This window comes from Ponticoccus litoralis (assembly GCF_039769985.1).
GTDB lineage: Bacteria > Pseudomonadota > Alphaproteobacteria > Rhodobacterales > Rhodobacteraceae > Ponticoccus > Ponticoccus litoralis.
Map to the genome: position 1 here is coordinate 260,352 of NZ_JBDNCH010000002.1, position 26,492 is coordinate 286,843.

The following is a 26,492-nucleotide window of genomic DNA, read 5'->3' on the forward strand; positions in this document are numbered from 1 at the left end:
GCTGCGCGGTGTTCGTGTTGCGCAGACTCCTGCGCGGTGTTCAGGTTGCGCGCCGGGGCGCGCGGGGTTCGTCATGCGCCATCCGGCGCGGGGTTCGGCGGCCTCAGCCCAGCACCACGGCGGTGCCGCTGGCCGAGACCATGAGCATGTTGTTGATGACCTCGTAATCGAGATCGACGCCGACCACCGCATTGGCACCCCGGCTTGCGGCGCGCTCTTCCAGCTCTCGCAGGGCGGTGTCGCGGGCCTCTTGCAGCGAGGCCTCGTAGGCCCCCGAGCGTCCGCCGATGATGTCGGTGATCCCGGCAAAGATGTCGCGGAACACGTTCGCCCCAAGGATCGCCTCGCCCACGACGATGCCCTTGTACTCGGCGATCTGGTAACCTTCGACGGTGGGTGTGGTGGTGACGATCATGAGGCCGCTCCGGGTTTCATCAGGAAGTTCATGTTGCCGCCATAGTGGCGCTTGTCGCAGACCGGGGTGTAGCCCCGCTCTGCCGCCCATGCCCGGAAAGCCCCGGCATTGGCATCCTCCACCTTGATGAAGATCAGCGGGCGGCAGCGGGCCACGGTCGGTTCCAGCCCCGCCAGCACCTCCATCTCCATGCCCTCGACGTCGATCTTGATCAGGTCGAAGCGGTCCTCCGCAAACAGCACATCGCCCGCATCGACCTGAAGATCGGCGCCCTTGCCGCGCAGCATCTTGGTGCCGCCAAGGTTGCGGTCGCGGCGCTTCATGAAGGGGCCCCCTCGCTTTCGGCGCCCAGCACGATGCCGGGCGCCTCCATGCGGTTCACACCGGTCAGCCCGTTCGGCACCACATTCGCGACCAGAGGCGCCAGCGGGATCGGCTCAATCACCGTGACCTGCGCGGCGCCGAGGTCGAAGTACTCGGCTCCCGTCGTCTCGGGCGCGGCCATGGAGAGGGTTCCGGTCATGTCACAACCTTCCGCAGCGCAGAGCGGGACGGCGAACCGCCCCCGGCCCCGTCAGCCCACCGAGCCTTCCAGCGAAATCGCAACCAGCTGCTGCGCTTCCATGGCGAACTCCATCGGCAGTGCCTGAAGCACCTCGCGGCAGAAGCCGTTGACCACCAGAGCGACGGCCTCTTCCTCGTCCATGCCGCGCTGGCGGCAGTAGAACAGCTGGTCGTCGTCCACCTTGGACGTTGTGGCCTCATGCTCGACGCGGCTCGAGTTGTTCTTCACCTCGATATACGGGACCGTATGCGCGCCGCACTTGTCGCCGATCAGCAGCGAGTCGCACTGGGTGTAGTTGCGCGAATTCTTCGCCTTCGGGTGCATCGACACCAGCCCGCGATAGGTGTTCTGCGCCACCCCCGCACTGATGCCCTTGGACACGATCCGCGATTTCGTATCGCGGCCCAGATGGATCATCTTGGTGCCGGTGTCGGCCTGCTGGTGCCCGTTGGTGATCGCGATCGAGTAGAACTCGCCCTGCGATTCCGCCCCGCGCAGGATGCACGACGGGTATTTCCAGGTCACCGCAGAGCCGGTTTCCACCTGCGTCCACATCACCTTGGCCCGGTCACCCCGGCAATCGGCGCGCTTGGTCACGAAGTTGTAGATGCCGCCCTTGCCGTTCTCGTCGCCCGGGAACCAGTTCTGCACCGTGGAGTATTTCACCTCGGCGTCTTCCTCGACGATGATCTCGACCACCGCCGCATGCAGCTGCGCGGTGTCGCGCTGCGGCGCGGTGCAACCCTCGAGGTAGGACACGTAGCTGCCCTTGTCGGCAATGATCAGCGTCCGCTCGAACTGGCCGGTGTTCTCGGCGTTGATGCGGAAATAGGTCGACAGCTCCATCGGGCAGCGCACGCCCGGCGGCACGTAGACGAAGGAGCCGTCCGAGAACACGGCCGAATTCAGCGTGGCATAGAAGTTGTCCGACACCGGAACCACCGAGCCGAGGTATTTCTTCACCAGTTCGGGATGCTCGCGGATCGCCTCGGAGATCGAGCAGAAGATGACCCCTGCCTCGCGCAGCTCCTTCTGGAAGGTCGTGCCCACGGACACCGAGTCGAAGACCGCGTCCACCGCCACCTTGCGGTTCGAGCTGCGCGCATCCGCCGGGGTCGCCTCGGCGCCCTCGACGCCTGCCAGGATCATCTGCTCCTTCAGCGGAATGCCCAGCTTTTCATAGGTCTCCAGCAGCTTGGGGTCGACCTCGTCCAGCGACTTCGGCTTCTCCGTCATGCTCTTGGGACGGGCATAGTAATACTGGTTCTGGAAGTCGATCTCGGGGTAGTCGACCATGGCCCAGTCGGGCTCTTCCTTCTGCAGCCAGCGGTCGTAGGCCGCCAGACGCCAGTCGGTCATCCACTGCGGCTCTTCGTTCTTCTCCGAAATCAGGCGCACGATGTCCGGGGTCAGCCCCTTCGGCGCGTATTCCATCTCGATCTCGGTATTCCAGCCGTGCTTGTAGGTGGACACCTGCTCGACGGCATCCACCGTCTGCTGATCCACACCGTCCTTGACCGTCACCTTGTCGAACGCCGTCATGCGTATACCCTTCCTATCAGGCGGACCGCGCGCGGTGCCGCCGAACCTTCTGTTCCCGTGCCTCGCAGAAGCGCGCGACCTCATCTTCCGTCGTCGAGGGTCCAAGGCTCACCCGGATGGCCGAGCTTGCCGTGACCTCGTCATATCCCATCGCGCGCAGCACGCGGCTGGCGCGGACCTTGCCGGACGAACAGGCGCTGCCCGCGCTGATCGCGAAGCCCGCCAGATCCATCTGCATCACCTGCGTCTCTCCCTTCCACCCGGGGGTGGCAAAACAAGAGGTGTTCGGCAGGCGATCCGCGTCTTTCCCGACAAAAATAGTCTCTTTTGACGCAACCTCAATCCCATTTTCTAGAATCGCTCTAAGTTTTGCAACGCTTTCCCAAGCCCCCTCCGCCAGATCGCGCGCCGCCGCCTCTGCCGCCGCGCCGAACCCTGCGATTCCTATGATGTTTTCGGTGCCCGAGCGCCGCCCCATTTCCTGCCCGCCGCCGCGGATCTGCGCCGCCAGGTCGGTCCCGCGCCGCAGAATCAGCGCACCGATCCCCTTCGGCCCGCCCAGCTTGTGCGCCGAAGCCAACGCCATCTGGCAGCCCATCCAGTTGAAGGCCAGCGGCAGTTTGCCCCAGGCCTGCGTGGCATCCACCACCGCCAGCCCCTGCGCCAGAACCTGCACGACGCCGGTTTCGGAATTGGCCGCCTGCAGCGCCACCCGTCCCGGATCCCCGACCGATACGGCCCCGTCCCGCGACACCGGCAGCACCGGATCGACCCAGTGCCGCCACCGCATCGTGCTCCACATCCCCCGCCAGAAGGCCCCGCCCCGCACAGGCCAGCGCCGCCGCCTCGGTGGCGCCGGAGACGAACACCACATCCGCCCCCTCCGCCCCGAAGGCCGCCGCAACCTGCGCCCGGGCCTTCTCGACCAGCGACTTCGCCGCCCGCCCCTCGGCATGCACCGAGGAGGGGTTGCCGACCAGGTCCATCGCCCGGACCATCGCCTCGCGCGCCTCGGCCCGCAAAGGCGCCGTCGCATTCCAGTCAAGATAGACCCGTTCCACGCGCGCCCCTGCTTCTTCTGTCCAAAATTATTCCGGGGTCGCCATTGTCGCGCCATTGGTCCGAGAGACAATGGCGACGGCAGCGCCCCGGTCCCGAACCCGCATCAGGCGCCCCTCTAGCGGTCGTCGTCCACCACCGCAAACAGGTTCGGCACCGCCGGGCATGGCGCAAGGCCGTTGCCCACCACGTCCGACAGCCGCGTCTGGTGCAGAAAGACATAGACCTGCGCCGACAGGCTCTGCCACAACCGGTTGGTCATGGACTGCGCCTTGGATCCCGACATGCCCCCCGAGGCGCCCGCCCCCTTGTGCATCGCATCCACGGTCTCGTCGACCGCCGCCAGCACGTCGACGATGCGGATATCGCTGGCCGAGCGCGCCAGCCGGTAGCCGCCGCCCGGCCCGCGCACCGATTCCACCAGCCCGGCGCGGCGCAGCTTCACGAACAGCTGTTCCGGGTAGGACAGCGACACGTCCTGACGGCGCGAGATATCCGCCAGCGTCACCAGCGCATCCTCCGCCTGCAGGGCGATATCGGCCAGCGCCACCATGGCATAGCGGCCCTTTGTACTCAGCTTCATGCGCGGTTCCCCCGGAACAATTTGACCTTGACGGCCCGATTGCCTATCTGCTGCAAAGCCCCGACCCGGGCAGCCCGGATCGGAAATTGTCTAAGGTGGCAGAGCGGATGCGTCAAGAATGCGCCCCTGCCGGCCCGGACATCACGTACAGGAGTGCCACCACCCCATGCCCGAGGTCATCTTTCCCGGACCCGAAGGCCGCCTCGAAGGCCGTTACCATCCGCAAAAAGACCGCGATGCGCCGATTGCCATCGTGCTTCATCCGCACCCGCAGTTCGGCGGGACGATGAACAACAAGGTGGTCTACAACCTGCATTACGCCTTCTACAAGATGGGCTTCACGGTGCTGCGGTTCAACTTCCGCGGCGTCGACCGCAGCCAGGGCGAATACGACCGGGGCGTGGGCGAATTGTCCGACGCGGCCTCGGCCCTCGACTACCTGCAGTCGATGAACCAGAACTCCAAGCATTGCTGGGTCGCCGGTTTCTCCTTCGGCGCATGGATCGGCATGCAGCTCCTGATGCGGCGCCCCGAGATCACCGGCTTCGTTTCGGTCTCCCCGCCCGCCAACATGTACGACTTCTCGTTCCTCGCGCCCTGCCCCTCGTCGGGACTGATCATCAACGGCACCAACGACCGCGTTGCGCCGCCCGCCGACACGCGCGGCCTGGTCAACAAGCTGCACGAGCAGAAGGGCATCTCGATCACCCACGAGGAAATCGACGGCTCCGGCCATTTCTTCGAGGATCCGCACATGGACACGATGATCGGCTCGGTCACCGGCTACGTGAAGCGGCGCCTGACCGAAACCACGAGGTAAACGCCTATGTCCGTCGTCGACGATCTTGCAGACAAGCTGGCCCGCGACACCATCAAGGCGATGGACGCACTCGGCGACGAGAACCTGCCGGATCAGGTGGCGGCGGTGCTGGGCGCCTCTTCGCCCTCGTCAGAGGAAATCTTCCGCGCCGCGGTGCGCATCCGGCTGGCCGAGCGCCGGGCGCGGAGTTTCCTGAACGAGCATGTCGAGCGCGCCCTTGACGCCAGGCGGCGCGGCGAGGATCTGCCCGAGGCGCTGGCCCCGGGCACCGACAACAAGCACCTCTGAGGCCGGGCGCCGGTTTCTTGCAAAGAAACCGGCCCGAATTCCGCACCGGAATTCGGCACCCCCGCAGGCCGGGTGCCCGGGCTCAGAAGTGGATCGCCCGGCCCCATGCATCCAGAACGCTTTCGTGCATCATCTCCGACAGGGTCGGGTGCGGAAAGACCGTCTGCATCAGGTCCTCTTCGGTGGTCTCCAGCTGCCGCCCGATCACGTAGCCCTGGATCAGCTCCGTCACCTCGGCGCCGACCATATGGGCGCCCAGAAGCGCGCCGGTCTTCGCATCGAAGATCGTCTTGACCATGCCCTCCGCCTCTCCCAGCGCGATGGCCTTGCCATTGCCGATGAAGGGGAAGCGCCCGACGCGGATCTCGTGCCCCGCGGCCTTTGCCTCTGCCTCGGTCAGTCCGACCGAGGCGACTTGAGGCTGGCAATAGGTACAGCCGGCGATGCTGTCCGGCGCGACCGGGTGCGGATCGCCCCCCGCGATCAGCTCGGCCACCATGACCCCCTCGTGGCTGGCCTTATGCGCCAGCCAGGGAGCCCCGGCCAGATCGCCGATGGCATAAAGCCCGTCGACCCCGGTGCGGCAGTGGCGGTCGGTCACGACATGGGTCTTCTCGACCCGCACGCCCAACTCTTTAAGTCCCAGACCTTCCACATTTCCGACAATTCCGACCGCCGAAATCACTGCATCGACCTCGATGCTTGACTTATCCCCAGATTTATCCACAGAGGCCACAACCTCCCCCGCCTGCCGGTCCAGCGCGGTGACCGTCGCCCCCTCCAGCACCGTCATGCCCTGCTTCACGAACTGCTTCCCGGCAAAGGCGGCGATCTCGGCATCCTCGGCGGGCAGGATGCGGTCCATCACCTCGACCACCGTCACCTCGGCGCCGAGCGCATTGTAGAAGCTGGCGAACTCGATCCCGATGGCGCCCGAGCCGATAACCAGCAGGCGTTTGGGCATATGCGGCGGCTGCAGCGCGTGGCGGTAGCTCCAGACCCGCTTGCCGTCGGCCTCCAGCCCCGGCAGGTCCCGGGCGCGGGCCCCGGTGGCCAGCACCACCGCACCGGCCTCGAGCACGCGGTCTCCGACCACCACGCGGCGCGGACCCTCCAGCCGCGCCTCGCCCATCACAACGGTGACCCCGTTCTTCTTCAGCAGATGCCCGACACCCTGGTTCAGCTGCTTCGCGATCCCGCGCGAGCGCGCCACCACCCTGTCCAGGTCGAAGCCCAGCCCCTCGGTACCGTCAGGCCGAATTCCCCGGCCCTTTGCATCAGGTGAAAGACCTCGGCAGAACGCAGAAGCGCCTTGGTCGGGATACAGCCCCAGTTCAGGCAGATGCCGCCGAGGTGCTCGCGTTCCACCACGCAGACCGTCAGGCCAAGCTGCGCGCCGCGAATGGCGGCGACATAGCCCCCGGGGCCTGCGCCCACCACCACCATGTCGAATGTCTGCGAAGCCATGCGTGCCCTCCCTGCCGCCATCCGCCCAAGGCTACGGGACGGAGGGCGCGGGAGCAAAGCGAAAGCGTCAGGCGGCCTCGACCGCCTGCACCTCGCGCAGAAGCGCGCCGTATCCGCCGTTCTCGGTGAATTCGGCCTCTGCCGCCGTGGTGCGCCGGTCCAGCGCCGCATTGCGGTAGGGGAAGCGCCCGAACTGGCGGATCACCTCGCGATGCACGCGCGCGTGCAGCAGGTTGTCGCCACCGTCCAGACGCTCCTTGATCAGGCGCACGCAGCGGTCCTGATCGCAGAGGTTTTCCGAATGCATCAGCGGCAGGTAGAAGAACTGCCGCGCGGGCCCGTCGATCTTCATGTCCCAGCCGCGATGGATCGCCTGCTTGGCCACCGCCAGCGCCACCCGGTCCGAGGCAAAGGCCCGGGCCTCGCCACGGAACATGTTGCGGGGGAACTGATCGGCCAGGATGATATAGGCCAGAACGCCGCTGGGATGCGTCAGCCACAGGCCGAAACGCCCCTCCATCAGCCCTTCCCACGCGGCACCGAAACGCGCGGTGATCTCCGCGTCAAGCGCGTCGTCCTGCGCGTACCACCCCTTGGCTCCGACCTCGTCGAGCCAGAATCCCAGAACCTCTTCGGGCTTTGTCATCGTCCTCTCCAGTCACACATGACCCGCTCCACAGGTCCAAGCATTATGCGAGCGAAGGCCCTGACCCCAATCACGAATTCTGTCAATGTCTGACAGATCGGGGGCGTCACTCCTCTTCTTCCTCTTCGTCACCGGACCGGTCGATGTAGTAGTCCTGCGCAATCTCGACCGCGATGGGCGAGGCGGAGGGCATGACCTTGGCATAGGCGGTCTGCTCCTCGACCGAATGCGCGGGCCGCTGCGTCATCCGGTACAGCGCGTAAAGCGAGACCGCCGACATCAGCACGGTGATCAGCACGAAGAAGCCCGCGGGGCCGATCTGTTGCATGCCCCAGCCGATGATCAGCGGGCCGGCCACGGCGCCCACGCCGTTCACGAACAGCAGACCGGCCGAGGCACCGGCCATGTCCTCCGGCTCGAGGAAGTCGTTGGTATAGGCGATCAGCAGCGAATACAGCGGGTTGGAACAGCCGCCGACCACGAAGGCGCAGGTCACGAGGATGGGGAAGGCCCCGCCCGCGAAGATCGCCACCGCCGCCGCCGCGGCGCCGAGCGCGGCCACCATCATGATCAGCCGCCGCCGGTCGAAGCGGTCCGACAGCCAGCCCAGCGGATACTGCATCAAGAGCGCGCCGATGTAGAAGGTGGCGACGAAGATCGAGATCTGCCCCAGCGTCAGCCCGGCCTGCGTGCCGTAGACCGCCGCCATGCCGAACTGCGCGGAGAAGACCCCGCCCAGCAGGAACATGCCCACCATGCCCAGCGGCGAGACGGCGTAGAGCTCTTTCAGGGTCTTGGGCTTGGTGGATTCGAAGGCCGGGGTGGGCTGGATCGTCAGCAGGATCGGCGCGAAAGAGATCGAAACCAGCACCGAGGGGATGACGAACAGCAAAAAGCCCGTGGCATCCGGGATCAGCAGAACGCCCTGCGCGATGATGATGCCCGCCATCTGCACGATCATGTAGGCCGACAGCGTCTGGCCCCGGGTTTCGTTCGATGTGGCGTTGTTCAGCCAGCTTTCGGCGGTGATGTAGACCCCGCAGAAGCAGAACCCCGGGACCACCCGGCCCAGCGTCCATGCGATGGGGTCGCGGAAGGCCGGAAACAGGATCAGCGCCGCCGAGATGAAGGACCCCAGCGCGGCGAAGACCCGAACGTGCCCGACGCGGCGGATCATGTTCGGCACGCTGCGCGAGGCGATCAGGAAGCCCGCGAAGTAACCCGCCATGACGATCGACATGGTCGCCGCGGAAAAGCCCTCTGCCGAGCCGCGCACACCCAGCAACGAGCCCTGCAGGCCGTTGCCCACCATCAGAAGCAGCATGCCCAGCAGCAGCGGCCAGGCGGTGGTGATGACGTGGTACATGGGACCTCCGGTGTCTTGAACCCCGGGTCTGTCAGGAACCGGGCGGCGCGCTCTGGTCGCTTAGCGACCCCTGCCACGATTCGGTGTCGCGAAGCGACCAGCTTTCCGGGATCAGGCGCGATCCGGCGGGATCAGCAGCGAGGCATCGCCGTAGGAAAAGAACCGGTACCCCTCGGTGACGGCATGATCGTAGACCCGGCGCATCCGCTCCTGCCCCATGAGGGCGGAAACCAGCATGAGCAGCGTCGATTTCGGCAGGTGGAAGTTCGTCATCAGCGCGTCGGTCACGTGGAAGGTGAAACCCGGATAGATGAAGATATCCGTCACCCCCGCATAGGGCGCGATCCGGCCAGACCGCGCGGCGGTCTCGATCAGCCGCAGCGCCGTGGTGCCGACGGGAATGATCCGCCCGCCCGCCGCGCGGGTCGCGGCGATCTCGGCGGCGGCCTCTTCGGTGACCTCGCCCCATTCGCCGTGCATCCGGTGCGTCGTCACATCCTCGACCTTGACCGGCAGAAAGGTGCCCGCCCCCACGTGCAGCGTGACATGGGTGAAGTCCACGCCATGCGCGCGCAGCCGCTCCAGCAGCGGGGCGTCGAAATGCAGCGAGGCCGTGGGCGCGGCGACCGCGCCGCGATGGCGCGCCCAGACGGTCTGGTAATCCTCGTGGTCCTGCGCGTCTGCGGCCCGTTTCGCGGCAATGTAGGGCGGCAGCGGCATCGCGCCCGCCGCGTTCAGGGCCGCGTCGAAATCCTCGCCGGTCAGGTTGAAGCGCAGCACGGCCTGCCCTTCGTGTCGCGCCTCAAGAGTGGCGGACAAGTCGCTGGAAAAAATGATGTCTTCACCGTCTCGCACCTTCTTCAGCGGCTTCACCAGCGCCGTCCACGCGCCACCCGCCTGCGGCTCCAGCAGGGTCACGTCGATACGGGCCTCGGTCTCTCCGGCCTCGCCAGAGCGTTTGCGTATCCCGTGAAGTCGCGCCGGCAAGACCTTGGTATCGTTGAGGATCAGCCGGTCGCCGGGGCGCAGCCAGCGGGTCAGGTCCGTGACCACCGCATCGGTGAGGGCATCGCCCTCCGCCACAAGCAGACGCGCCGAGGACCGGGGCCGCGCGGGCCGCGTGGCAATCAGGCTTTCAGGCAGGTCGAAGTCGAAATCGCTGAGTTTCATTGCAGGCTCCGCCGGGCTTATTGCGACAGCTCTGGCGGCGGGCGCCGGAAGATGTCGCGGAACATGCCCGGCGTGAACACCGAAAGCGGATTGACCGCAACCCTTGGCGCGTCCACCGCGCCGCGCAGGTTGAAGTTGAAGCCGATCAGCCCCTCGCCCTTGCGCGAGAAGATCCGCCCGATGCCATTGACGATGTAGATCGGCGACAGCACCCCCTGCATGTCCATCTGCCGCGCCGCGAGGTCGTAATAGCCATCAAGCGAGATGCCCATGGAGGGGCCCACCGCGCTGGAGCGCGAGACCACCACCCGCGACGGCGACAGGCGGAAGCGCGCCTCGACCTCGGAAAAGAAGATGCCGGGGCCGTTCAGCTGGTCGATCAGGCCGACGACGCTGATACCATCGAGCAGCGAGGCGACGATGGGCGCCTTCTGCAGGCGCGCGCCCTCGATCCGCAGCAACCCGTCGAAGCTGCCCGCCTGCCCCCGCAGCGGCGCGAGGTCCGAGGCTGAAGGTGCCGTCCTGCACCGTCTTCAGGAAGCCCGCGTAGCGCAGCACGTCGCCCGCGTCCTCGCCCCGGATGCGGAAGGCGGCAGCGCCGTTCTGGGGCACCGCCTCGCCCTTGATCGGCGCGCGGCCCGCAAGCGCGCCCTCGAAACGGCCTTCCAGCCCGCGCGCGGTGGCGAAGGTGCCGCGGAAGTCGCGCAGCTCGATGCTGTCGGTCACCTGCAAGCGGTCCAGCGCCAGCGACAGCGGCGCCCCGCCGCCCGCCCCGCCACCGGAGCCCGATCCACCGCCCATCCCGAAGGGCGCGCGGCGCAGGTCGATGCTGCCAGAGGTCAGCTCGACCGCCGGAGCCTGCCCGGCGCCGCGCCCGCGCAGGCGCCCGGCCACATCCATCCAGCCGCCGACACTGAGGCGGCTGAGGTCCAGCCGGTCCAGCGCGCCGCCGGGGGCCAGATGCAGGCGGCCCTCCGCCTCCAGCCCGCCGCCCGAGAGCGCGAGGCGGTCCACCGTCACGGGCTGCGTCAGCGCCCCCGAGACGCGCAGCTGCCCGGTGCTTCCCCGGCCCAGCGACCAGCCGATCTGCGGAATGCCCAGGGCCAGCCCCGCAAGGTTGCTTTCCAGCGCAAAGCGCGGCGCGGCGCCCTTGGGCAGGTCGACCGTCAGCGCGCCCCGGCCACTGCCCGAGACCATGCCCCGGGGCAGGGAAACCCCCAGCGTCGCGAGGTTGGCCGCGCTCAGCGCGACGTCTGCCGTCACCTGCCCGTCGCCACCGCCGGTCAGCGGCTGCTTCCATGTGCCGGTCGCGGCGACCCCGTCGAGCGTGACATCGCCGCCGATGCGCAGGCTGTCGCCATCGGTGCGCATCTCCAGCCGTTCGGCGGCCAGCACCCGGCCCGCGACAAGCTGGTCGCTTTCGACGTCGTGCAGCGTCCCGGCAAGATCCAGCGTAACCTCGGGCAGCTTCAGGCCGCGGATCAGCGGCAGCGCGATGCGCCCGGTGACCTCGGCCCGCCCGGTGGCCAGAGAGGCGTCCCGCCCGGTCTTTTCCAGGATCCGCCAGGCCTCGTTGTCGAGATAGGACAGGGCGGCGGTGGCGCTGCCCTTCGCATTCAGGCGGATCTCTCCGACCTGCGGCTGGGCCTTCAGGTCGGAGATGACGAAGGCGCTGCCCGCGACGTCGAGCGCGCCGCCCTGCTCGGGCTCGATCAGGCCGCTGTCGACCCGCACGCCCAGCCGCTGCCCCTGAATGGTCAGGCGACCCGACCCGCCCTGCACCGCGGGCAGGCGCCGGTTGTAGGTCAGCTGCCCCTCCGAGAAGGAAAGGTCGAGGAAGGTCTCGGGCTCTTCGACGCCCGGCGCAAGGCGCAGCGCGAAGGCGATGTCGTGCAGGATGCCGGACCGGACGTTCTCGGCCACCCAGCGCCGGGTGTTCGGGCGGAAGTCTTCCGGCCAGTAGGCCAGAACATGCGCGGCGGTGGTCCGGCTCACCGTGGTGTCGAGGCTCAGGTCCCAGCCGTCGGGCCGCGCCTCTGCCCGGCCCTTCGCCTGAAGCGGAAAGCGCGGATCGGTCGACCGCAGCGCGCCCAGGGTGAAGGTGAAGGGCGCGAGGTCGACCTTGAAGGCGAGACTGGCCCCCGAGACCGCGATGGCGCGGTCCATCAGCAGGCCGCCCGCCAGCTCCGCGTCGCGCAGGGTGAACTGGCCGGTCAGCCCCTCGGGCCAGCCGCTGTCCAGCCCGCGCAGCCGCGCCTCTCCGCGGGCGCCGATCCGGCCCAGGCTGGTGTCCACCTCCGCCTCGTCGAAGGTCAGGATGCCGCTGTCTGGATCGAAGGCGAAAACCGTATGCGCGCCGTCGAACTTCAGCGGCCGGGTGGCCCGGTTGGGTTGCAGGACCCCGGCGCCGATTTCCAGCCGCGCCTGCATCGGGCCAAGGCTGCCGTCCGCTTCGAAGGCCGAGCGCAGGGAGCCCGAGATCGGCGCCTCGACATCGCCCAGCCAGGCCAGCGCGGGGGTCTGCGTGGCGATGTCCTGCGCGGGCAGGTTCTGCAGCGACAGGGCGAAGTCGAGCCGGTTCTCGCCGAATGGGCTGGAGGCATCCAGCTCCACCGTGGCCACGCCCGAACCGCCGCCCAGAAGCGCCACGTCGCCCGCAAGGTGCAGCCTGTCGGCGTCGCGCAGAAGCTGCACCCGCCCGCCGTCCGCCGTCCAGCCGCGCCGCGCGCGCTGGTCCTCGAAGCGCAGGGTCAGGCCGTCTGCCTCGAAGAGGTCGAGCCCGGCAAGGCGCGGATCCTGAAGCAGCCTGTCGACGCGGCTCGATCATCTGCGCCACGTCGGGCACCTCTGTCCCGGCGGCGAAGGCATCGCCAAGCGCCAGTCCGAAGCGCCCCTGCGGGTCGCGGGTCATGGTGAGGAAGGCGCCGGACACCTGAACCTCGCGCAGCGCGACACGCCCGCGCAACAGCGCCGAGGGCGACAGGCCCGCCTCGATATCCGCAAGCTGCGCGATGCGCTCGCCCCGGTCGTTGTCGATCTCGACGTCCCAAAGGATGACCCGCGCAAGGCCGCTGCGCTGGATCAGCAGGCTCATCCGGCCAAAGTCGATATCCAGCCCCGGAAGGCTGTCGGTCAGCCGCGCCTCTATGCGGTCGCGCACCCATGGCGGCGCATCCACCGGCCTGCCCACCGCCCAGAGCGCCCCCAGCCCGGCCCCGGCGGTCAGCACGAAAAGCACCAGCAGAACGGCAAAGCCGCCCCGGCGACGACGGCGCCTGCGCCGCGTCCGGCGATCCTGCGCCGCCTTCTGCTGCGGCTGTTCTGGGGTCCGGTCCGCGCTCAATACCTGCCCGCTCTGTTCGATTTGGCCTTGACCCCGGCCCTGTCAGGCCGAGTTTGACCGCGAGTATAGCGCAAGCCACGACAGGAGACAGGCATGACAGACACGGTTCGCGATTTCACGCTGCCCTCGACGGAGGGAGAGGTCACCCTATCGGCCCTGCGCGGGGCCCCGGTGGTGCTGTTCTTCTACCCGCGCGACGACACCTCGGGCTGCACCAAGGAGAACGAGGCCTTTTCCGCGCTGAAGCCCGCCTTCGAGGCGGCGGGCGCAAAGGTCTACGGCATCTCGAAGGACAGCCTTGCCAGTCACGAGAAGTTCATGGCCAAGAAGGCCCTGACCGTGCCGCTGCTGTCGGACGAGGGGTCCGACCTGTCCGAAGCCTTCGGGGTGTGGAAGGAAAAGAAGATGTACGGCAAGACCTTCATGGGCATCGAACGCTCGACCTTCCTGATCGACGCCGAGGGGCGGATCGCGAAGGAGTGGCGCAAGGTGAAGGTGCCGGGCCATGCCGAAGAGGTGCTGGAGGCGGTGAAGGCACTGTAAACCCCGGCCTTTCTGCCCTATGCGGGCGGTGCGGGGGCTCTGCCCCCGTCCCTTCGGGACTCCCCGGGATATTTTTGGACAGAAGAAGCAGGAGCGGCGGCATGTCCGGGCAGACATTGAGCGAAATGGCCGTCGAGGTGCTGACCACGGCGGAGGGGCGCGCCAAGACGGCGCTGGCGCGGCGCCACGCGGCCACCTGGTTCGCCGCCCGGGCCGAGGGGCGCGTGATCCCGCTGGGCCGGGCCGCGCCGCCGATGCGTCCGGCCCGGCCCGCCGAGCCCGCGCTGCTGGATCCGCGCGACGTGCCGCGGCGCCGGCCCGGCTCGCCGCAGGGGCGGATCGCGCTCTTGCACGCGGTCGCCCATATCGAGCTGAACGCGGTGGACCTGCACTGGGACATCCTTGCGCGTTTTACCGACATTCCCATGCCCATGGGTTTCTACGACGACTGGGTGAAATGCGGCGACGAGGAGGCCAAGCACTTCAACCTGGTCTGCGACTGCCTCGAAGAGATGGGCAGCCACTACGGCGCCCTGCCCGCCCATGCCGGCATGTGGCGCGCCGCAGAGGATACGGCGGAGGACTTCATGGGGCGCCTTGCCGTGGTGCCCATGGTGCTGGAGGCGCGCGGCCTGGACGTCACCCCGGGCATGATCGCTGTCTTCGAAAAGGCCGGGGCCGAGAGCGCGGTCGCGGCGCTGAAGACCATCTATGCCGAAGAGGTCGGGCACGTGGCCTATGGGTCAAAGTGGTTCCATTTCCTCTGCGGACGGCACGACCATGACCCGAAAGACGTCTTTCACACACTGGTCGGGAAATATTTCCACGGGGCCTTGAAGCCGCCGTTCAACGAAGAGAAACGGGCCGAGGCCGGGCTGCCTCCGGACTTCTACTGGCCCCTGGCGGACGAGATCCCCAAGCGAAGCCGTTGAATAAGCGGTTTTTTGCCGCTTTGGCCACATCCTGCCGGTCAAAGCGAATCGCCGGACCAAAAATCTTGCGTCGTGACAATTGCGCCGATAAGCCCCTTTGCAAGGCGCCGGATGGGGAACCGAGCGTCTTTGTTGGGACGACTTAGGGGACACCAGGTGAGAACACGTCTGGCGATAAAGACACACGCGCTTCTGGAGGGTTTCTTCCCGGAGCGCCGGCTTTTCCTGCGATCGGACAGCGAGACCCGCTTCATCCGGCTGCGACCCGAGACCCAGGCCATTGCCTTCACCGGCGTCTCTCTACTGGTTGGCTGGACCACCATCGCCACCGCCGTGCTGCTGATGGACTCGATCGGCGCCGGCAACTTCCGCGAGCAGGCCCGCCGCGAACAGATCACCTACCAGCAGCGTCTCAATGCCCTGTCGGGCGAACGCGACACCCGCGCCGCCGAGGCGCTGGCCGCCCAGGATCGCTTCAATGCCGCTCTCCGCCAGATCTCGGTCATGCAGACCGAGCTTCTGCAATCCGAGACCCGCCGCCGCGAGCTCGAGACCGGCATCGACGTGATCCAGGCCACCCTGCGCGACACCATGAAGGCCCGGCAGGACGTCAGCGACCGGCTTGCCTCCCTGCAGGACAGCATCGAGGGCGGCGTGCCGCTGGCCGCTGCCGGTCACGACGATGGCCAGGTCGGCATCCTGTCCGACGCGCTGGCCCGCACCGCCGAGGAACGCGACAAGGTTGTCGCCGACGCGCAGCTTGCGCTGGTCCGTGCCGCCGAGATGGAGGCAGAGATCGAGCTGATGGAGGAGAAGAACGACCGCATCTTCCGCCAGCTGGAAGAGGCGATGACCGTCTCCGTCAAGCCGCTCGACCGGATGTTCGAGAAGGCCGGGATGGACCCCGACCGCATTCTCGGACAGGTGCGCAAGGGCTATTCTGGACAGGGCGGTCCGCTGACGCCGCTGTCCTTCTCGACACGGGGCGAGCAGCCCACCGAAGACATGATGCGCGCCAACCGGATCCTGAACCAGATGGACCGGCTGAACATGTACCGCATCGCGGCCCAGAAGGCGCCCTTCGCCTCGCCGCTCAAGGATGCCTTCCGCTTCACCTCGGGCTTCGGCTACCGCTGGGGCCGCCTGCACGCGGGCACCGATTTCGCCGCGCCGCACGGCACCGCGATCTACGCCACCGCCGACGGCGTCGTGACCCACGCCGGCTGGTCCTCGGGCTACGGGCGTCTCGTGAAGATCCAGCATGAATTCGGCATCGAGACACGCTATGCGCACCAGTCCAAAATCCGCGTGAAGGTCGGCCAAAGGGTCTCGCGCGGGGATCGGATAGGTGATATGGGGAACACCGGACGGTCGACCGGGACGCACCTCCACTACGAGGTCCGTGTCGGTGGCAAACCCGTCAACCCCATGACCTATATCAAGGCTGCTAACGATGTTTTCTAAGAGCAAAATCAACGAGCCGGGACATAAGCCCGACGAAGGCAAGACTGCTGCCATGGATGCACCGAAGTCGCCGGTCGGAGACTACAAGCCCGCGACCCCCGCCGCGCCCAAGGCCAAGCCGCCCGCGTCGGTGCTGAGCCAGGACCTGCACGTCACGGGCAACATCAAGACCACCGGCGATATCCGAGGTCGAGGGCACGGTCGAGGGCGACATCCGCGCCCACCTGCTGACCATCGGCGAAAGCGCCACCATCAAGGGTGAGGTCATCGCCGACGACGTCGTGGTGAATGGCCGCATCGTGGGCCGCGTGCGCGGCCTGAAGGTCCGCCTGACCGCGACCGCGCGGGTCGAGGGCGACATCATCCACAAGACCATCGCAATCGAATCCGGCGCCCATTTCGAGGGTTCGGTGCAGCGTCAGGACGACCCGCTGAACGGTGGCCGCGCCAAGCCCGGCCAGCAGCCCGGGCAGCCCGGTGCCGCGCCCGCGCCTGCCGCCGCCCAGCAGAACGGCTGATCCGCAGCAGCACCGGATTTTCCGATCACGGGCCTCGCCATCGGCGGGGCCTTTTGCTGTTCTGGCGGCAGCCCGACCGAAGGGCCGCCATACCCGCGTCGCTGCTGCCCCCTCCGCCAGCCTGTTCATCGCCTCTCCGGCCCTGCACGCGAGGTCGCGCTGGCCCCAGTTCCGGGGCGCCGCTGCATCCTGTGGCTGTCCGCCTCAACGCCGATGGCGACACTAAGGCGCTGCTTTCGGCCATCGAGAGGCCCGCGCGCCCAGCAGCCGATCCCCGGGGATCGAGGGCAACGCCAACCCCGTGTCTCTTTTCGATTGGCCCCGGGGCTGCGCGCAGGGCGCTGGCATAGGCCCCGGCGCATCAGCGGGCAGCCCGCGATCGACGGCCCCCGGCCCGTGACACCGAATGCGCCCGCATCGCGGCTTCGGAAAACACCTCTGCTTCCCTGTCCCAGAGATCGTGTCGGCCGGAAAACAGTCCCGTCAGGCCTCCAGTTCGGCATCCCAGTACAGGAAGTCCATCCAGCTTTCGTGCAGGTGGTTGGGCGGGAAGCGGCGACCCATGTTCAGCAGCTCTCCGGCGCTTGGCGGACGCGGGGTCTTGTACAGCGACATCTTCGCCTGCCGCAGGCTTTTCGAGCCCTTGCGCAGGTTGCAGGGCGCGCAGGCGGCGACGACGTTCTCCCAGCTGGTGATCCCGCCCGAGGCGCGCGGAACCACGTGATCGAAGGTCAGTTCCGACTTGGCGCCGCAGTACTGGCAGCGGAATTCGTCCCTCAGAAAAAGATTGAAGCGCGTGAATGCCACGCGCTTCTGAGGTTTCACGAAATCTTTCAGGACCACCACCGAGGGTATCCTGATGCTCATACTCGGGCTTCTGACGACCTCGTCGTATTCGGCCACGATGTCCACCCGGTCAAGAAAGGCCGCCTTGACCGCGTCCTGCCATGGCCAGAGCGACAGCGGGTAATAGGACAGCGGCCTGTAATCCGCATTCAGCACCAAGGCCGGGTGCTGTTTCAATGCCCCCGGTTCACGTACGAAATTCGTTCTGAACTCTGGGTTCATGACGGGACTCGTCCTCCGCTCCGTCTGCTCGTTTTCAAGCCGGAGCGGGACGCCCCGCCCCTTACCATGATCACTATATATCGCGTCGGGCTTCTGACAAGTCCCGCAACATGCAGTGTCGTGACAGAGGGCTACCCTGCATTTGTAATGTGCGTGTGACAGGCAACATGCGCTTTTCGGGCGGCGGAACCGCAAACTGTCGCCTGGCGGATGGCCCAATCCCAGCCCAGAACCCGGGGTCCGGCGGCGCCTGCGGTCTCTGGCCCGCGCCCCGGGCCATGGCGCCGGACTGCAGGAGACGGCGCCGGGACCTGCCCGGATACCGGATTGCCCGCGATGGCGCGGCGGCCCCTAGTCTTCCGTCCGGGTCTCCGGCTCTGCCGCCGCAGGCGGGACCACCTCTGCCGCCGCGGGCGGCGCCTCTGCCTCTGCCGGGGCCCCCTCCACCCCTGCCGCCGCGGGTGGCGCCACCGCTGCCGCCGGCTCCACGAAAGCCACCGGCCCCAGCGTCGCGTTCAGGCCCCAGTTGCGGACCTTCAGCACACCGTCCGCGATATACAGCTGGCGGATCGGGTAAACCGTTTCCCCCTCCGGCCCGGCCAGCACCATCACCGGCCCCTTGTTGGTGTTGCGCGTCCAGACCAGCGGGTCGGTCAGGGTGATGTTGTCGATGATGGCACGCACCGCCTCGGCATCCGTCACCCGGTCCACCTTGAAGTAGCAGGCGCCCTCGTAGCCGCCCGCCGCGGCGAAGGTCACGGCCCCCACCGCAAGGGTCACCGGCGCGGTCACGATCGAGGTCACGGTGGCCGCGACACCCCCGGCCCCAGCCGCCGTACCCGAGGCGGTGCCCGCCGCGCCCGAGATCAGCGAGACGCTCTGGCCCGGGTGCATCAGCATCCACTGCCCGGCGGCGCGCGCGCCCTCTCGGGCCACCGGCGCCAGCGCCTTGCCCGCCTCACCTGCTTTCTGGACAGCCGCCCCGGCAAGGATCGAAGGCTTGTAGTCGCAAAGCCCCGCCTCCTGCGCCATCGCCTGTCCGGCCATGGGCAGGCTGCCCATGGCGGCAAGGGCAAGGCCCCGAAGCGATGTTCCGAAAGGACCTGTCATCCGAATTCTCCATTCCGCTGCTCGGACCCAGAGGTAACAGCAGGCCAGAAGCTGACAAGGCCTGCTGCCTGCACGTCTGCGCGATAGGCGTTCCCTTGCCACGGGCGCCAAAGCCGCTTCGAAGCGGCTTGCAAGCGCCGTCCACGGCGCTTCGAAGGCGTTTCGAAACGCCTTACCCGCTCAGAACCCGCATTTGTCGCGCAGGAAGGCCAGCGCCACGCCCAGCCCGTCCGGCGCAATGCCATGGGCCGTGCCCTTCATGATATGGGCGTAGACCTCTTTCCAGCCGGCCTGCTGCAACGCCTCGGCGGCCTGCGGCAGCGAATCCGGCGGCACCACGTCGTCCTGATCGCCATGCACCAGCAGCACCGGCGGCTTCGTCACCACCTCGTCGGCCAGCAGTTCCGGCTGCAACAGGCGCCCCGAGAAACCCACGATCCCGGCCAGTTCGTCCTCGCGCCGCGGCCCGACATGCAGGCTCATCATCGTGCCCTGCGAGAAGCCCAGCAGCGCCACCTGCTCGGGCATCAGGTCCTCGTCCACCATCAGCGCGTCAAGGAAGGCATTCAGGTCGTCGACCGCGCGGGCCATGCCCGCCATGGCCTCTTCCTCGGACGAGCCGTCGATCCACGGGATCGGGAACCACTGGAAGCCCATGGGCGCCCCGGCGCAGGCCTCGGGCGCATCGGGCGCCACGAAAAGCGTGTCCGGCAGGTGTTCGCTCAGCGGATCGGCCAGCCCCAGAAGGTCGGCGCCATTGGCGCCGTAGCCGTGCAGAAAGACCACGCAAGAGCGCAACTCTCCAGAGGCTGGCGCCCGGCGGCCGGTGTTCAGTACCCGTGTCATGGTGTCGGTGGTCTCCCGATTGTCGTCCTCGCCCGGTCTGCCGGGCGGTCAGTTGGTGGGCGCGGCGCCCGCCTCGGCGCAGTCGACAAGGGCGCTGCCGGAAAACCCGTCGGCCCATGTCTCGCTGTAGAGGTACCTGCCCTCCCCCCGCGCCGACAGGCTGAAGTCGTAGTGGTCCGTGCCGCCGTCGTCCATCGCAAAGGCATGCCGGCAGCCCGCGTCGAGGTAATCGGCGCATTGGCCGCGATCATCGGTCGGCTCGATCTCGCCGCTTTCGCCGGTGGCCTGGATGCGGTAGCGCGGCCCTTCGAACGCGAAGCGCAGGGCATAGGTCTCGTGGGTGCCGTCCTCGTTGTAGAAGCGCATGGACCCGGTGCACAGGGTCGGGGCGTCGAACCCCGCCAAGGCCGCCGTGCCGCAAAGCGTCATGGCCGCCGCCAGTATCCCGATCCGTACCGTCATGCGATGCCTTCGCGCTGCTTCATGACATGGTAATAGGCCCAGAGCACCCGCGCGGCAACCGAGCGCCGGGGCGACCAGGCCTCGGCCATCTGCCGCAGCGCCTTTTCCCGGGGCCGCTCGGGCAGGTCGAACAAAAGCCGGGCGCCTTCCTGCAGGGCCAGGTCCCCGGGCGCGAAGACATCGGCCCGGCCCAGCGAGAACATCGCGTAGATCTCTGCCGTCCAGATGCCGATCCCCTTCACCGCGACCAGCTGCCGCGTCACCTCTGGCGTGGGCAGGCCGCGCAGGGCCTCGTAGTCGAGCCCCGCCTCGGCAAGCGCCACCGCGTAGCGCGCCTTCTGCCGCGAGAGGCCAAGCGCCCGCAACGCCTCTTCGCCGCTGTCAAGGATCGCCTCGGGGGTGGTCTGGCCCGCCTCTTCGAGCCGCGCCCAGATTGCCCGGGCCGAGGCGACAGAGACCTGCTGGCTGGTGATCGCGCTCAGCAGCTGGGCAAAGCCGTCGTCGCGCAGGCGCAGGGGCAGCGGCCCGGTCAGCGTCAGCGCGGCGGCAAAGCGCGGGTCGCGGGCGGCCAGCCAGGCCGCACCCTCGGCCACGCAGTCCGTGCCGCGAATGATCCGCTCTGTCCGCTCCATATCCATGGCCCTGAGTGACCCGGGCCGCGGGCCCCCGTCAACCCGGCTCTTGCGCCTTCGGTCCCGGCGGCCCCGGGATTGCAGGGGCGATCATTGCGGCCCCGGGGTGCGGTGGTCCCGGTATCCGTGTCTAGAGCCTTCGGTAGCCGCCACCGCTCCGGGGTTGCGCGGGCGGATCATCGGGGCCCCGTGTGGCGAGTTCGTGGCTTTCGCGTCTTGCGCCCCTGTCGCAAGCCACGCGCCGGGTTTGCCTCGGGGGCCATTGCGGCCTCGGGGTGCGATGGTCGCCGCCTGCGCATCTTGCGCCCTCTGTCGCCGCCGCAGCCCCGGGATTGCGCGGACGGATCATTGCGGCCCTCGGGGGCCGTGGTCCCGGCCTTGGCGTCTTGTGCCTTCGGGCGCCACCGCACGCCCGGCGCGGGATGGTCCCGGGCGGGCAGGCGCGGCGCCGGGCGGGGGGACTGCTCTATGCCCCGGGGAACCGCTCCCTGCGCTTCGGGCCTTGCGAAGCCCGGCGGCGCGGCCTACGCATTCCCCATGAGCGATATGACCCTCCCTTCCCCCTCCTCCGACGCGCCCCGCGCCCGTCGCAACGTCGCCGTTCTGGTCTGCGCGCAGGCCTTTCTGGGGGCGCAGATGCCGATGATCTTCACCATCGGCGGGCTGGCGGGCCAATCGCTGGCCTCGAACCTGTGCTACGCGACGCTGCCGATCTCGATGATCGTGCTGGGGTCGATGCTGGCGGCGACGCCGGTCTCGGCCATGATGCAGCGTTTCGGGCGCCGCGCAGGCTTTACGCTGGGCGCGCTGGCGGGCGCCCTCGGCGGCGCGGTCGGGGCCTCGGGGCTGTATACCGCCTCTTTCCCGCTTTTCCTGCTGGGGTCGCTGATCACCGGGATTTACATGTCGGCGCAGGGGTTCTATCGCTTCGCCGCCGCCGATACCGCCTCCGACGACTTCCGGCCCAAGGCGATCTCTTACGTCATGGCGGGCGGGCTGGCCTCGGCCATCATCGGGCCACAGCTGGTGAAGGTCACGGCGGATGCCTATGTCATCCCCTTCCTCGGCACCTATGGCGCGATCATCGCCATCAACCTGATCGGCGCGCTGCTGTTCCTGTTCCTCGACATTCCGCGCCCGCCGGTGCCCTCTGCGGATGCACCCAAGGGTCGGTCGCGGCTGGAGCTGCTGAAGACGCCCCGCATCGCCGTCGCAGTGATCTGCGGCATGGTCTCTTACGCGCTGATGAACCTTGTCATGACCTCGACGCCGCTGGCCGTGGTCGGCTGCGGCTTTGACAAGGGCGACGCGGCGGATGTGGTCACGGCCCATGTGCTGGCGATGTTCGTGCCCTCGTTCTTCACCGGCCACCTGATCGCCCGTTTCGGGGTGGAAAAGATCATGGCCGCGGGCCTGCTGATCCTTGCGGGTGCCGGGGCGGTGGCCCTGTCGGGCGTCGCGCTGGAACAGTTCTTCCTTGCGCTGATCCTTCTGGGCCTGGGCTGGAACTTCGGCTTCATCGGCGCCACGGCGATGCTGGCGGGCGCGCATGAGCCGCATGAGCGCGGGCGCATGCAGGGCCTGAACGACCTCTTGGTCTTCGGCGGCGTGACCCCGGCCTCTCTGGCCTCGGGCGGGCTGATGAACTGCTCGGGCGGGACGGCACAACAGGGCTGGCTGGCGGTCAACCTCGCCATGGCGCCCTTCCTCGTGCTGGCGGGCGGCGCGCTGATCTGGCTGGTGCTGCGCCCGAAGGACATCGCGACCTGATCAGGCCCGCCGGTCAAGGTGGGATGGGTTGGAAGCCCACCCTGCCCCGGATAGCCTCGGGCAGCGATCCGGTGACAGGCTGCCTTTCGCGCCGCCGGGGTGCCGCAAGATCCGGGCGCCCTGACGGAGGCGGATCGAGAGCCGGTCGGGCCGACACGCCCTGACATCGCCCCCGATCACCTCGGCGCAAAGCCCCCCGCGATCAGGCCCCCCGGTCACCGCGACCCAAAGCCAGCCTGCCCGGCCCCGCGCCTCTGGCGGCAAAGAACCGCCCTCTGCCACCCGCGCCGGGGCGTCAGAGGCACGGCGCAGCATCCAGTGATACTGACTCGGCACAGCCCGCCCGGACCCGCGCTTCCGGCACCATCAGCCCAGCCGCGCCGGGGCGCCTGCTCCCCCGACCAGCGTCCGGTCACCCCGACCCAAGGCAACGCCCCCGGATCCGTGCCTCTGAAGGCATCAATCCGCCCGCTGCCGCCCCCACCGGTGCCTTGGCACAGCCTACCAGCGTCCGGTCATCCCGACCCAAAGCCAGCGCGCCCGGACCTGCGCCTCTGGCGGCATCAGCCTACCCTGCGCCACCCGCGCCGGGGCGTCAGAGGCACGGCGCAGCACCGGCGCCGCCATGGCCGCCGCCAGCAGGGCGGGCCGCGCCTCGCCCACCACCGTGCCGCGCAGGGCGCGCGCCTCGGCCAGTCGCGCCAGACCCTGCCGCGCCAGGTCCGCCACGGCCTCGGGGCGCCCGTCCGGCAGCGGCAGCTTGCCGCGCGCCTCCAGTTCCGGCACCGCGCGCAGGTAGCCCGCCAGCGCCGAACCCGTTCCCAGAGCCAGCGCCGCCCGCCCGTCGCGATCCCCCAGCGCCCGCGCGGCGGCCTGCATCAGGGCGCCCCCGGTGGCGGCGAGGTAGGCCATCAAGGCGCCCCGGTTGGCAAAGGGCGCCTTCTCGATGTCCAGCCTGCGCGCCTCGACCACCCCGTCCAGCAGCCCCGCGCCTTCGGCGTCCAGCACCTGCGCCAGCGGCGTCACCACCGCGTGGCGGCGCACCGCCCCGCCGGCGCGGATCTCGTCCAGCGCATCGCGCCACCACTGCAGCCGCATCTCGGCGATCATCGGCTCTGCCGTGACCCGGGTGCGCGCGCCACCTCGATATTGAAGGCATAGATGGGAAACAGCGCCGCCCGCGCCGCCACCGGCGCCGCCATCACGGCGCGGAACCGCTCGGGGTCGGCGCGCTGCACCAGTTCGGCGCAGGCATGAAGGTCGGTGCCGGGTTCGAAACTCATGTCCGGCGCGCCACCACCAGCAGGTAGCCGACTTCGGCCCTGTGCGCGCGCCAGGCCGCCGCCTCTTGCGCGCATTGATCCAGCATCGCGGCCAAGGGGGCATCAGCGCCGGGGCGCAGCGCTGCGATCCGGGCTTCCAGCGGCTGAAAATAGGCCTCCCAGCCCGCGTCCGGCACCCGGCGATGGCCCAAGACCGTGAACCCCTGCGTCTCGACCATGGCGACGATCTGCTCTGCATCGCGCAGCGGGTAGCCACCGAAGATCGCCCCTGCCTCTGGCGAGGGCGCCTCGACGAAACGGCAGGGCTCCGAGAAGGCCAGCACGCCCGCCGGTTTCAGCGCCCGGCCCAGTCTGCTCGGCCCCTCTTCGAGACCGAGGAAGTAAAGCGCGCCTGCGCACCAGATCAGGTCGAAGGGCGCCTCGGGCAAGGCCTCCAGCGCCGTGAAATCGGCGGAAACGCCCCGCGCCCGGGGCTCGTTCGCCAAGCGCGCGTCGGCGGCCTCGCCGAAGTGCAGGTCCACCGCCACGACATGGCCCCGGGGGGCTACCGAGAGCAGCGCCGCCACGTCGCCGCCGGGGCCGGAACCCGCGTCGCAGATCGCCGCATCCTCGGGCACCTCCGCCGGGGCGCAGGCCCATGCCACATCTTCGGGGGCACCGGGGCCTTCGCGCGGCAGGTCCTTGTGGACGGTGAAGAAGGCGTCCCAGTCCATCACGCCCCCGCGCGCACCAGCTTCCAGCGCACCGCGTCCAGCAGCGCCTCGAAGGAGGCGTCGACGATATTCGCGCTGACGCCCACGGTGGCCCAGCGGCGGCCCTCGCCGTCCTCGCTGTCGATGATGACGCGGGTGACCGCCTCTGTCCCGCCCTGGGTGATGCGGACCTTGAAGTCGACCAGCCGCATGTCGTCGATCAGCGCCTGATAGCGGCCCAGATCCTTGGCCAGCGCCTTGGACAGCGCGTTCACCGGACCCCGGTCGCAGCCCTCCTCGTCCATCGACTCGGAGACCGACAGCTTCTTCTCGCCATCGACCTTCACCACCACGACCGCCTCGGAAAGCGAGACCATCCGGTCGTATTTGTTCTTCCGCCGCTCGACGGCGACCCGGTAGCGTTTGACCTCGAAGAACTCGGGCAACAGGCCCAGTTCCGACCGCGCCAGCAGCTCGAAGGAGGCCTGCGCGGTGTCGTAGGAATAGCCCTCGGCCTCGCGGGTCTTGATCAGGTCAAGGATGCGGGCCAACGCCGGGTTACCCGGTTCGACCTCCAGCCCCGCCTCGGCGAGACGGCGGCGCAGGTTCGACTGCCCCGCCTGGTTCGACATCGGCACCACGCGGCGGTTGCCGACCACGCCCGGGTCGACATGTTCGTAGGTGGTCGGATCCTTGAGGATGGCACTGGCGTGCAGCCCCGCCTTATGCGCAAAGGCCGAAGAGCCGACATAGGCCATCTGCCGCATCGGCACGCGGTTGAGGATGTCGTCCAGCATCCGGCTGGTGCGGGTCAGCCCCTCCAGTGCCTCCATGGTCACGCCGGTCTGATAGCGCGAGGCATAGGGTTCCTTCAGCAGCAGCGTCGGGATCAGCGAGGTCAGGTTGGCATTGCCGCAGCGCTCGCCCAGCCCGTTCAGCGTGCCCTGGATCTGGCGCACGCCCGCATCGACGGCGGCCAGCGTCCCGGCAACGGCGTTCTCGGTGTCGTTGTGGGTGTGGATGCCAAGGCGCTCTCCGGGGATGCCCGCCGCGATCACCGCCCCCACGATCTGCCCGATCTCATGCGGCAATGTCCCGCCATTGGTGTCGCAGAGCACGATCCAGCGGGCGCCAGCAGCCTGCGCGGCCTTCAGACAGTCCAGCGCATAGGCGGGATTCGCCTTGTAGCCGTCGAAGAAATGCTCGGCGTCCAGCAGCGCCTCGCGCCCCTGCGCCACCAGATGCGCGACAGAGGCGCGGATGTTCTCGACGTTCTCCTCCAGCGTGATGCCGAGCGCGGTGGTGACGTGGAAATCATGCGTCTTGCCGACAAGGCAGACCGAGGCGGTGCCCGCGTTCATCACCGCAGCCAGAACGTCGTCGTTTTCGGCAGAGCGGCCTGCCCGCTTGGTCATGCCGAAGGCGGTCAGCGTGGCGCGGGTCTGGCCGACCTCCTCGAAGAAGGCGCTGTCGGTGGGGTTCGCCCCGGGCCAGCCGCCCTCGATATGGTCGACGCCGAGCCGGTCGAGCGCCTCGGCGATCCGCAGCTTCTCGGCGGTGGAGAACTGCACGCCCTGCGTCTGCTGCCCGTCGCGCAGCGTCGTGTCGTAAAGGTAGAGACGTTCGCGGGTCATGCGGCGGTTCCCTGCTGGCGGGCGGCGCGGCGGGTGCGCAGGCTGGACGCGCGACCTCGGCTGGGTGCGGCGCCATCGGCGAGGAGGCCGACAGGCGCGATGGGCAGTTTGTCGGCAAGGAGGCTGCCATGCATATCACTATGGGTGCCAACAAGCGCAAAGGGCAGGCCCCGTCCGCGGGTGGGGGTGAAGCCCCCGCCCGTCGCACCGGAGGTGCGCCGTTTAACATCGGCCCGCCTTTGGCGGGACGGGGCGGTCGGGGGCTGCCCGGCCT

At 68.5% G+C, this 26,492-nt stretch carries 25 protein-coding genes and 3 pseudogenes; 7 read left to right on the plus strand and 21 right to left on the minus strand.

The features are described from left to right. Positions 1-103: 103 nt before the first annotated feature. The 6 genes and pseudogenes from ABFB10_RS02330 to iscR form a co-directional block, all read right to left on the minus strand. On the minus strand, positions 104-415 hold the full coding sequence (locus ABFB10_RS02330) for a heavy metal-binding domain-containing protein (RefSeq protein ID WP_023852418.1): 312 nt from the start codon (positions 413-415) through the stop codon (positions 104-106). Then, entirely contained in the window at positions 412-738 is a 327-nt protein-coding gene (locus ABFB10_RS02335) for an FkbM family methyltransferase (RefSeq protein ID WP_347165200.1), read from the minus strand. The genes ABFB10_RS02330 and ABFB10_RS02335 overlap by 4 nt, the downstream gene beginning before the upstream one ends. Continuing rightward, entirely contained in the window at positions 735-938 is a 204-nt protein-coding gene (locus ABFB10_RS02340) for a hypothetical protein (protein ID WP_347165202.1), read from the minus strand. Before ABFB10_RS02340 ends, ABFB10_RS02335 begins: the two co-directional genes overlap by 4 nt. A 51-nt stretch (positions 939-989) precedes the next feature. Continuing rightward, the gene (gene sufB, locus ABFB10_RS02345) at positions 990-2,522 is read right to left on the minus strand and encodes a Fe-S cluster assembly protein SufB (RefSeq protein WP_347165204.1); all 1,533 of its coding nucleotides are present in this window, start codon (positions 2,520-2,522) and stop codon (positions 990-992) included. A gap of 16 nt (positions 2,523-2,538) precedes the next feature. Next, positions 2,539-3,583, minus strand: a pseudogene (locus ABFB10_RS02350) (cysteine desulfurase family protein). A 116-nt stretch (positions 3,584-3,699) separates the two neighbouring features. Next, positions 3,700-4,164: a Fe-S cluster assembly transcriptional regulator IscR gene (gene iscR, locus ABFB10_RS02355; RefSeq protein ID WP_347165205.1), complete on the minus strand. Its 465-nt coding sequence runs from the start codon at positions 4,162-4,164 to the stop codon at positions 3,700-3,702. A gap of 166 nt (positions 4,165-4,330) precedes the next feature. On the opposite strand from iscR, the gene ABFB10_RS02360 reads away from it, so the two are divergent. Next, entirely contained in the window at positions 4,331-4,984 is a 654-nt protein-coding gene (locus ABFB10_RS02360; RefSeq protein ID WP_347165206.1) for an alpha/beta hydrolase, read from the plus strand. 6 nt (positions 4,985-4,990) lie between these two features. Next, the gene (locus tag ABFB10_RS02365; protein WP_347165207.1) at positions 4,991-5,272 is read left to right on the plus strand and encodes a hypothetical protein; all 282 of its coding nucleotides are present in this window, start codon (positions 4,991-4,993) and stop codon (positions 5,270-5,272) included. Positions 5,273-5,354: 82 nt separating this feature from the next. On the opposite strand, the pseudogene lpdA reads toward ABFB10_RS02365, so the two are convergent. The 6 genes and pseudogenes from lpdA to ABFB10_RS02395 form a co-directional block, all read right to left on the minus strand. Then, positions 5,355-6,739, minus strand: a pseudogene (gene lpdA, locus ABFB10_RS02370) (dihydrolipoyl dehydrogenase). 67 nt (positions 6,740-6,806) lie between these two features. Continuing rightward, positions 6,807-7,385 (minus strand): DUF924 family protein, encoded by a 579-nt coding sequence (locus ABFB10_RS02375; protein WP_347165209.1) that lies wholly within the window; start codon positions 7,383-7,385, stop codon positions 6,807-6,809. 106 nt (positions 7,386-7,491) lie between these two features. Then, positions 7,492-8,751, minus strand: a complete 1,260-nt coding sequence (locus ABFB10_RS02380; protein ID WP_347165210.1) for an MFS transporter — start codon at positions 8,749-8,751, stop codon at positions 7,492-7,494. Positions 8,752-8,862: 111 nt separating this feature from the next. After that, the gene (gene queA, locus ABFB10_RS02385; RefSeq protein WP_347165212.1) at positions 8,863-9,921 is read right to left on the minus strand and encodes a tRNA preQ1(34) S-adenosylmethionine ribosyltransferase-isomerase QueA; all 1,059 of its coding nucleotides are present in this window, start codon (positions 9,919-9,921) and stop codon (positions 8,863-8,865) included. A gap of 17 nt (positions 9,922-9,938) precedes the next feature. Continuing rightward, positions 9,939-10,193, minus strand: coding sequence for a hypothetical protein (locus ABFB10_RS02390; protein ID WP_488175601.1), 255 nt, complete (start codon positions 10,191-10,193; stop codon positions 9,939-9,941). Continuing rightward, positions 10,177-12,615 carry a YhdP family protein gene (locus ABFB10_RS02395; protein WP_347165213.1) on the minus strand — a complete coding sequence of 813 codons (2,439 nt, stop codon included), beginning with the start codon at positions 12,613-12,615 and terminating at the stop codon, positions 10,177-10,179. Before ABFB10_RS02395 ends, ABFB10_RS02390 begins: the two co-directional genes overlap by 17 nt. Positions 12,616-13,357: 742 nt before the next feature. On the opposite strand from ABFB10_RS02395, the gene ABFB10_RS02400 reads away from it, so the two are divergent. The 4 genes and pseudogenes from ABFB10_RS02400 (at position 13,358) to ABFB10_RS02415 (ending at position 16,721) form a co-directional block, all read left to right on the plus strand. Beyond that, positions 13,358-13,807, plus strand: a complete 450-nt coding sequence (locus ABFB10_RS02400; RefSeq protein WP_347165214.1) for a peroxiredoxin — start codon at positions 13,358-13,360, stop codon at positions 13,805-13,807. A 101-nt stretch (positions 13,808-13,908) separates the two neighbouring features. Next, entirely contained in the window at positions 13,909-14,739 is an 831-nt protein-coding gene (locus tag ABFB10_RS02405; RefSeq protein WP_347165215.1) for a ferritin-like domain-containing protein, read from the plus strand. A 156-nt stretch (positions 14,740-14,895) separates the two neighbouring features. Further along, positions 14,896-16,203, plus strand: coding sequence for a DUF5930 domain-containing protein (locus ABFB10_RS02410; RefSeq protein ID WP_347165217.1), 1,308 nt, complete (start codon positions 14,896-14,898; stop codon positions 16,201-16,203). Then, a pseudogene (locus ABFB10_RS02415) lies at positions 16,193-16,721 on the plus strand (bactofilin family protein). The gene ABFB10_RS02410 and the pseudogene ABFB10_RS02415 overlap by 11 nt, the downstream one beginning before the upstream one ends. Positions 16,722-17,204: 483 nt before the next feature. Here ABFB10_RS02415 and ABFB10_RS02420 read toward each other — a convergent pair. The 5 genes from ABFB10_RS02420 to ABFB10_RS02440 form a co-directional block, all read right to left on the minus strand. Then, a complete protein-coding gene (locus ABFB10_RS02420; protein ID WP_347165218.1) occupies positions 17,205-17,789 on the minus strand; it encodes an HNH endonuclease in 585 nt (194 codons plus the stop codon). A gap of 351 nt (positions 17,790-18,140) precedes the next feature. Then, positions 18,141-18,899, minus strand: a complete 759-nt coding sequence (locus tag ABFB10_RS02425) for a hypothetical protein (protein WP_347165219.1) — start codon at positions 18,897-18,899, stop codon at positions 18,141-18,143. A gap of 180 nt (positions 18,900-19,079) precedes the next feature. Further along, positions 19,080-19,745, minus strand: a complete 666-nt coding sequence (locus ABFB10_RS02430) for an alpha/beta hydrolase (protein ID WP_347165220.1) — start codon at positions 19,743-19,745, stop codon at positions 19,080-19,082. Between the two features lie 48 nt (positions 19,746-19,793). After that, positions 19,794-20,207, minus strand: coding sequence for a hypothetical protein (locus ABFB10_RS02435; protein WP_347165221.1), 414 nt, complete (start codon positions 20,205-20,207; stop codon positions 19,794-19,796). Next, positions 20,204-20,845 carry a DNA-3-methyladenine glycosylase family protein gene (locus ABFB10_RS02440; protein ID WP_347165223.1) on the minus strand — a complete coding sequence of 214 codons (642 nt, stop codon included), beginning with the start codon at positions 20,843-20,845 and terminating at the stop codon, positions 20,204-20,206. Before ABFB10_RS02440 ends, ABFB10_RS02435 begins: the two co-directional genes overlap by 4 nt. A gap of 531 nt (positions 20,846-21,376) precedes the next feature. On the opposite strand from ABFB10_RS02440, the gene ABFB10_RS02445 reads away from it, so the two are divergent. Continuing rightward, positions 21,377-22,609 (plus strand): MFS transporter, encoded by a 1,233-nt coding sequence (locus tag ABFB10_RS02445; protein ID WP_430522982.1) that lies wholly within the window; start codon positions 21,377-21,379, stop codon positions 22,607-22,609. Between the two features lie 501 nt (positions 22,610-23,110). Here the strand turns inward: ABFB10_RS02445 and ABFB10_RS02450 are convergent. From ABFB10_RS02450 to cimA, 4 genes are read right to left on the minus strand one after another with little or no spacing between them, the layout of a single operon-like run. Beyond that, positions 23,111-23,719 (minus strand): squalene/phytoene synthase family protein, encoded by a 609-nt coding sequence (locus ABFB10_RS02450; RefSeq protein WP_347165226.1) that lies wholly within the window; start codon positions 23,717-23,719, stop codon positions 23,111-23,113. Further along, entirely contained in the window at positions 23,716-23,892 is a 177-nt protein-coding gene (locus tag ABFB10_RS02455; protein WP_347165227.1) for a hypothetical protein, read from the minus strand. The genes ABFB10_RS02450 and ABFB10_RS02455 overlap by 4 nt, the downstream gene beginning before the upstream one ends. Continuing rightward, positions 23,889-24,605, minus strand: coding sequence for a class I SAM-dependent methyltransferase (locus ABFB10_RS02460; RefSeq protein ID WP_347165228.1), 717 nt, complete (start codon positions 24,603-24,605; stop codon positions 23,889-23,891). Before ABFB10_RS02460 ends, ABFB10_RS02455 begins: the two co-directional genes overlap by 4 nt. After that, a complete protein-coding gene (cimA, locus tag ABFB10_RS02465) occupies positions 24,605-26,218 on the minus strand; it encodes a citramalate synthase (protein WP_347165229.1) in 1,614 nt (537 codons plus the stop codon). The genes ABFB10_RS02460 and cimA overlap by 1 nt, the downstream gene beginning before the upstream one ends. Positions 26,219-26,492: the final 274 nt, after the last annotated feature.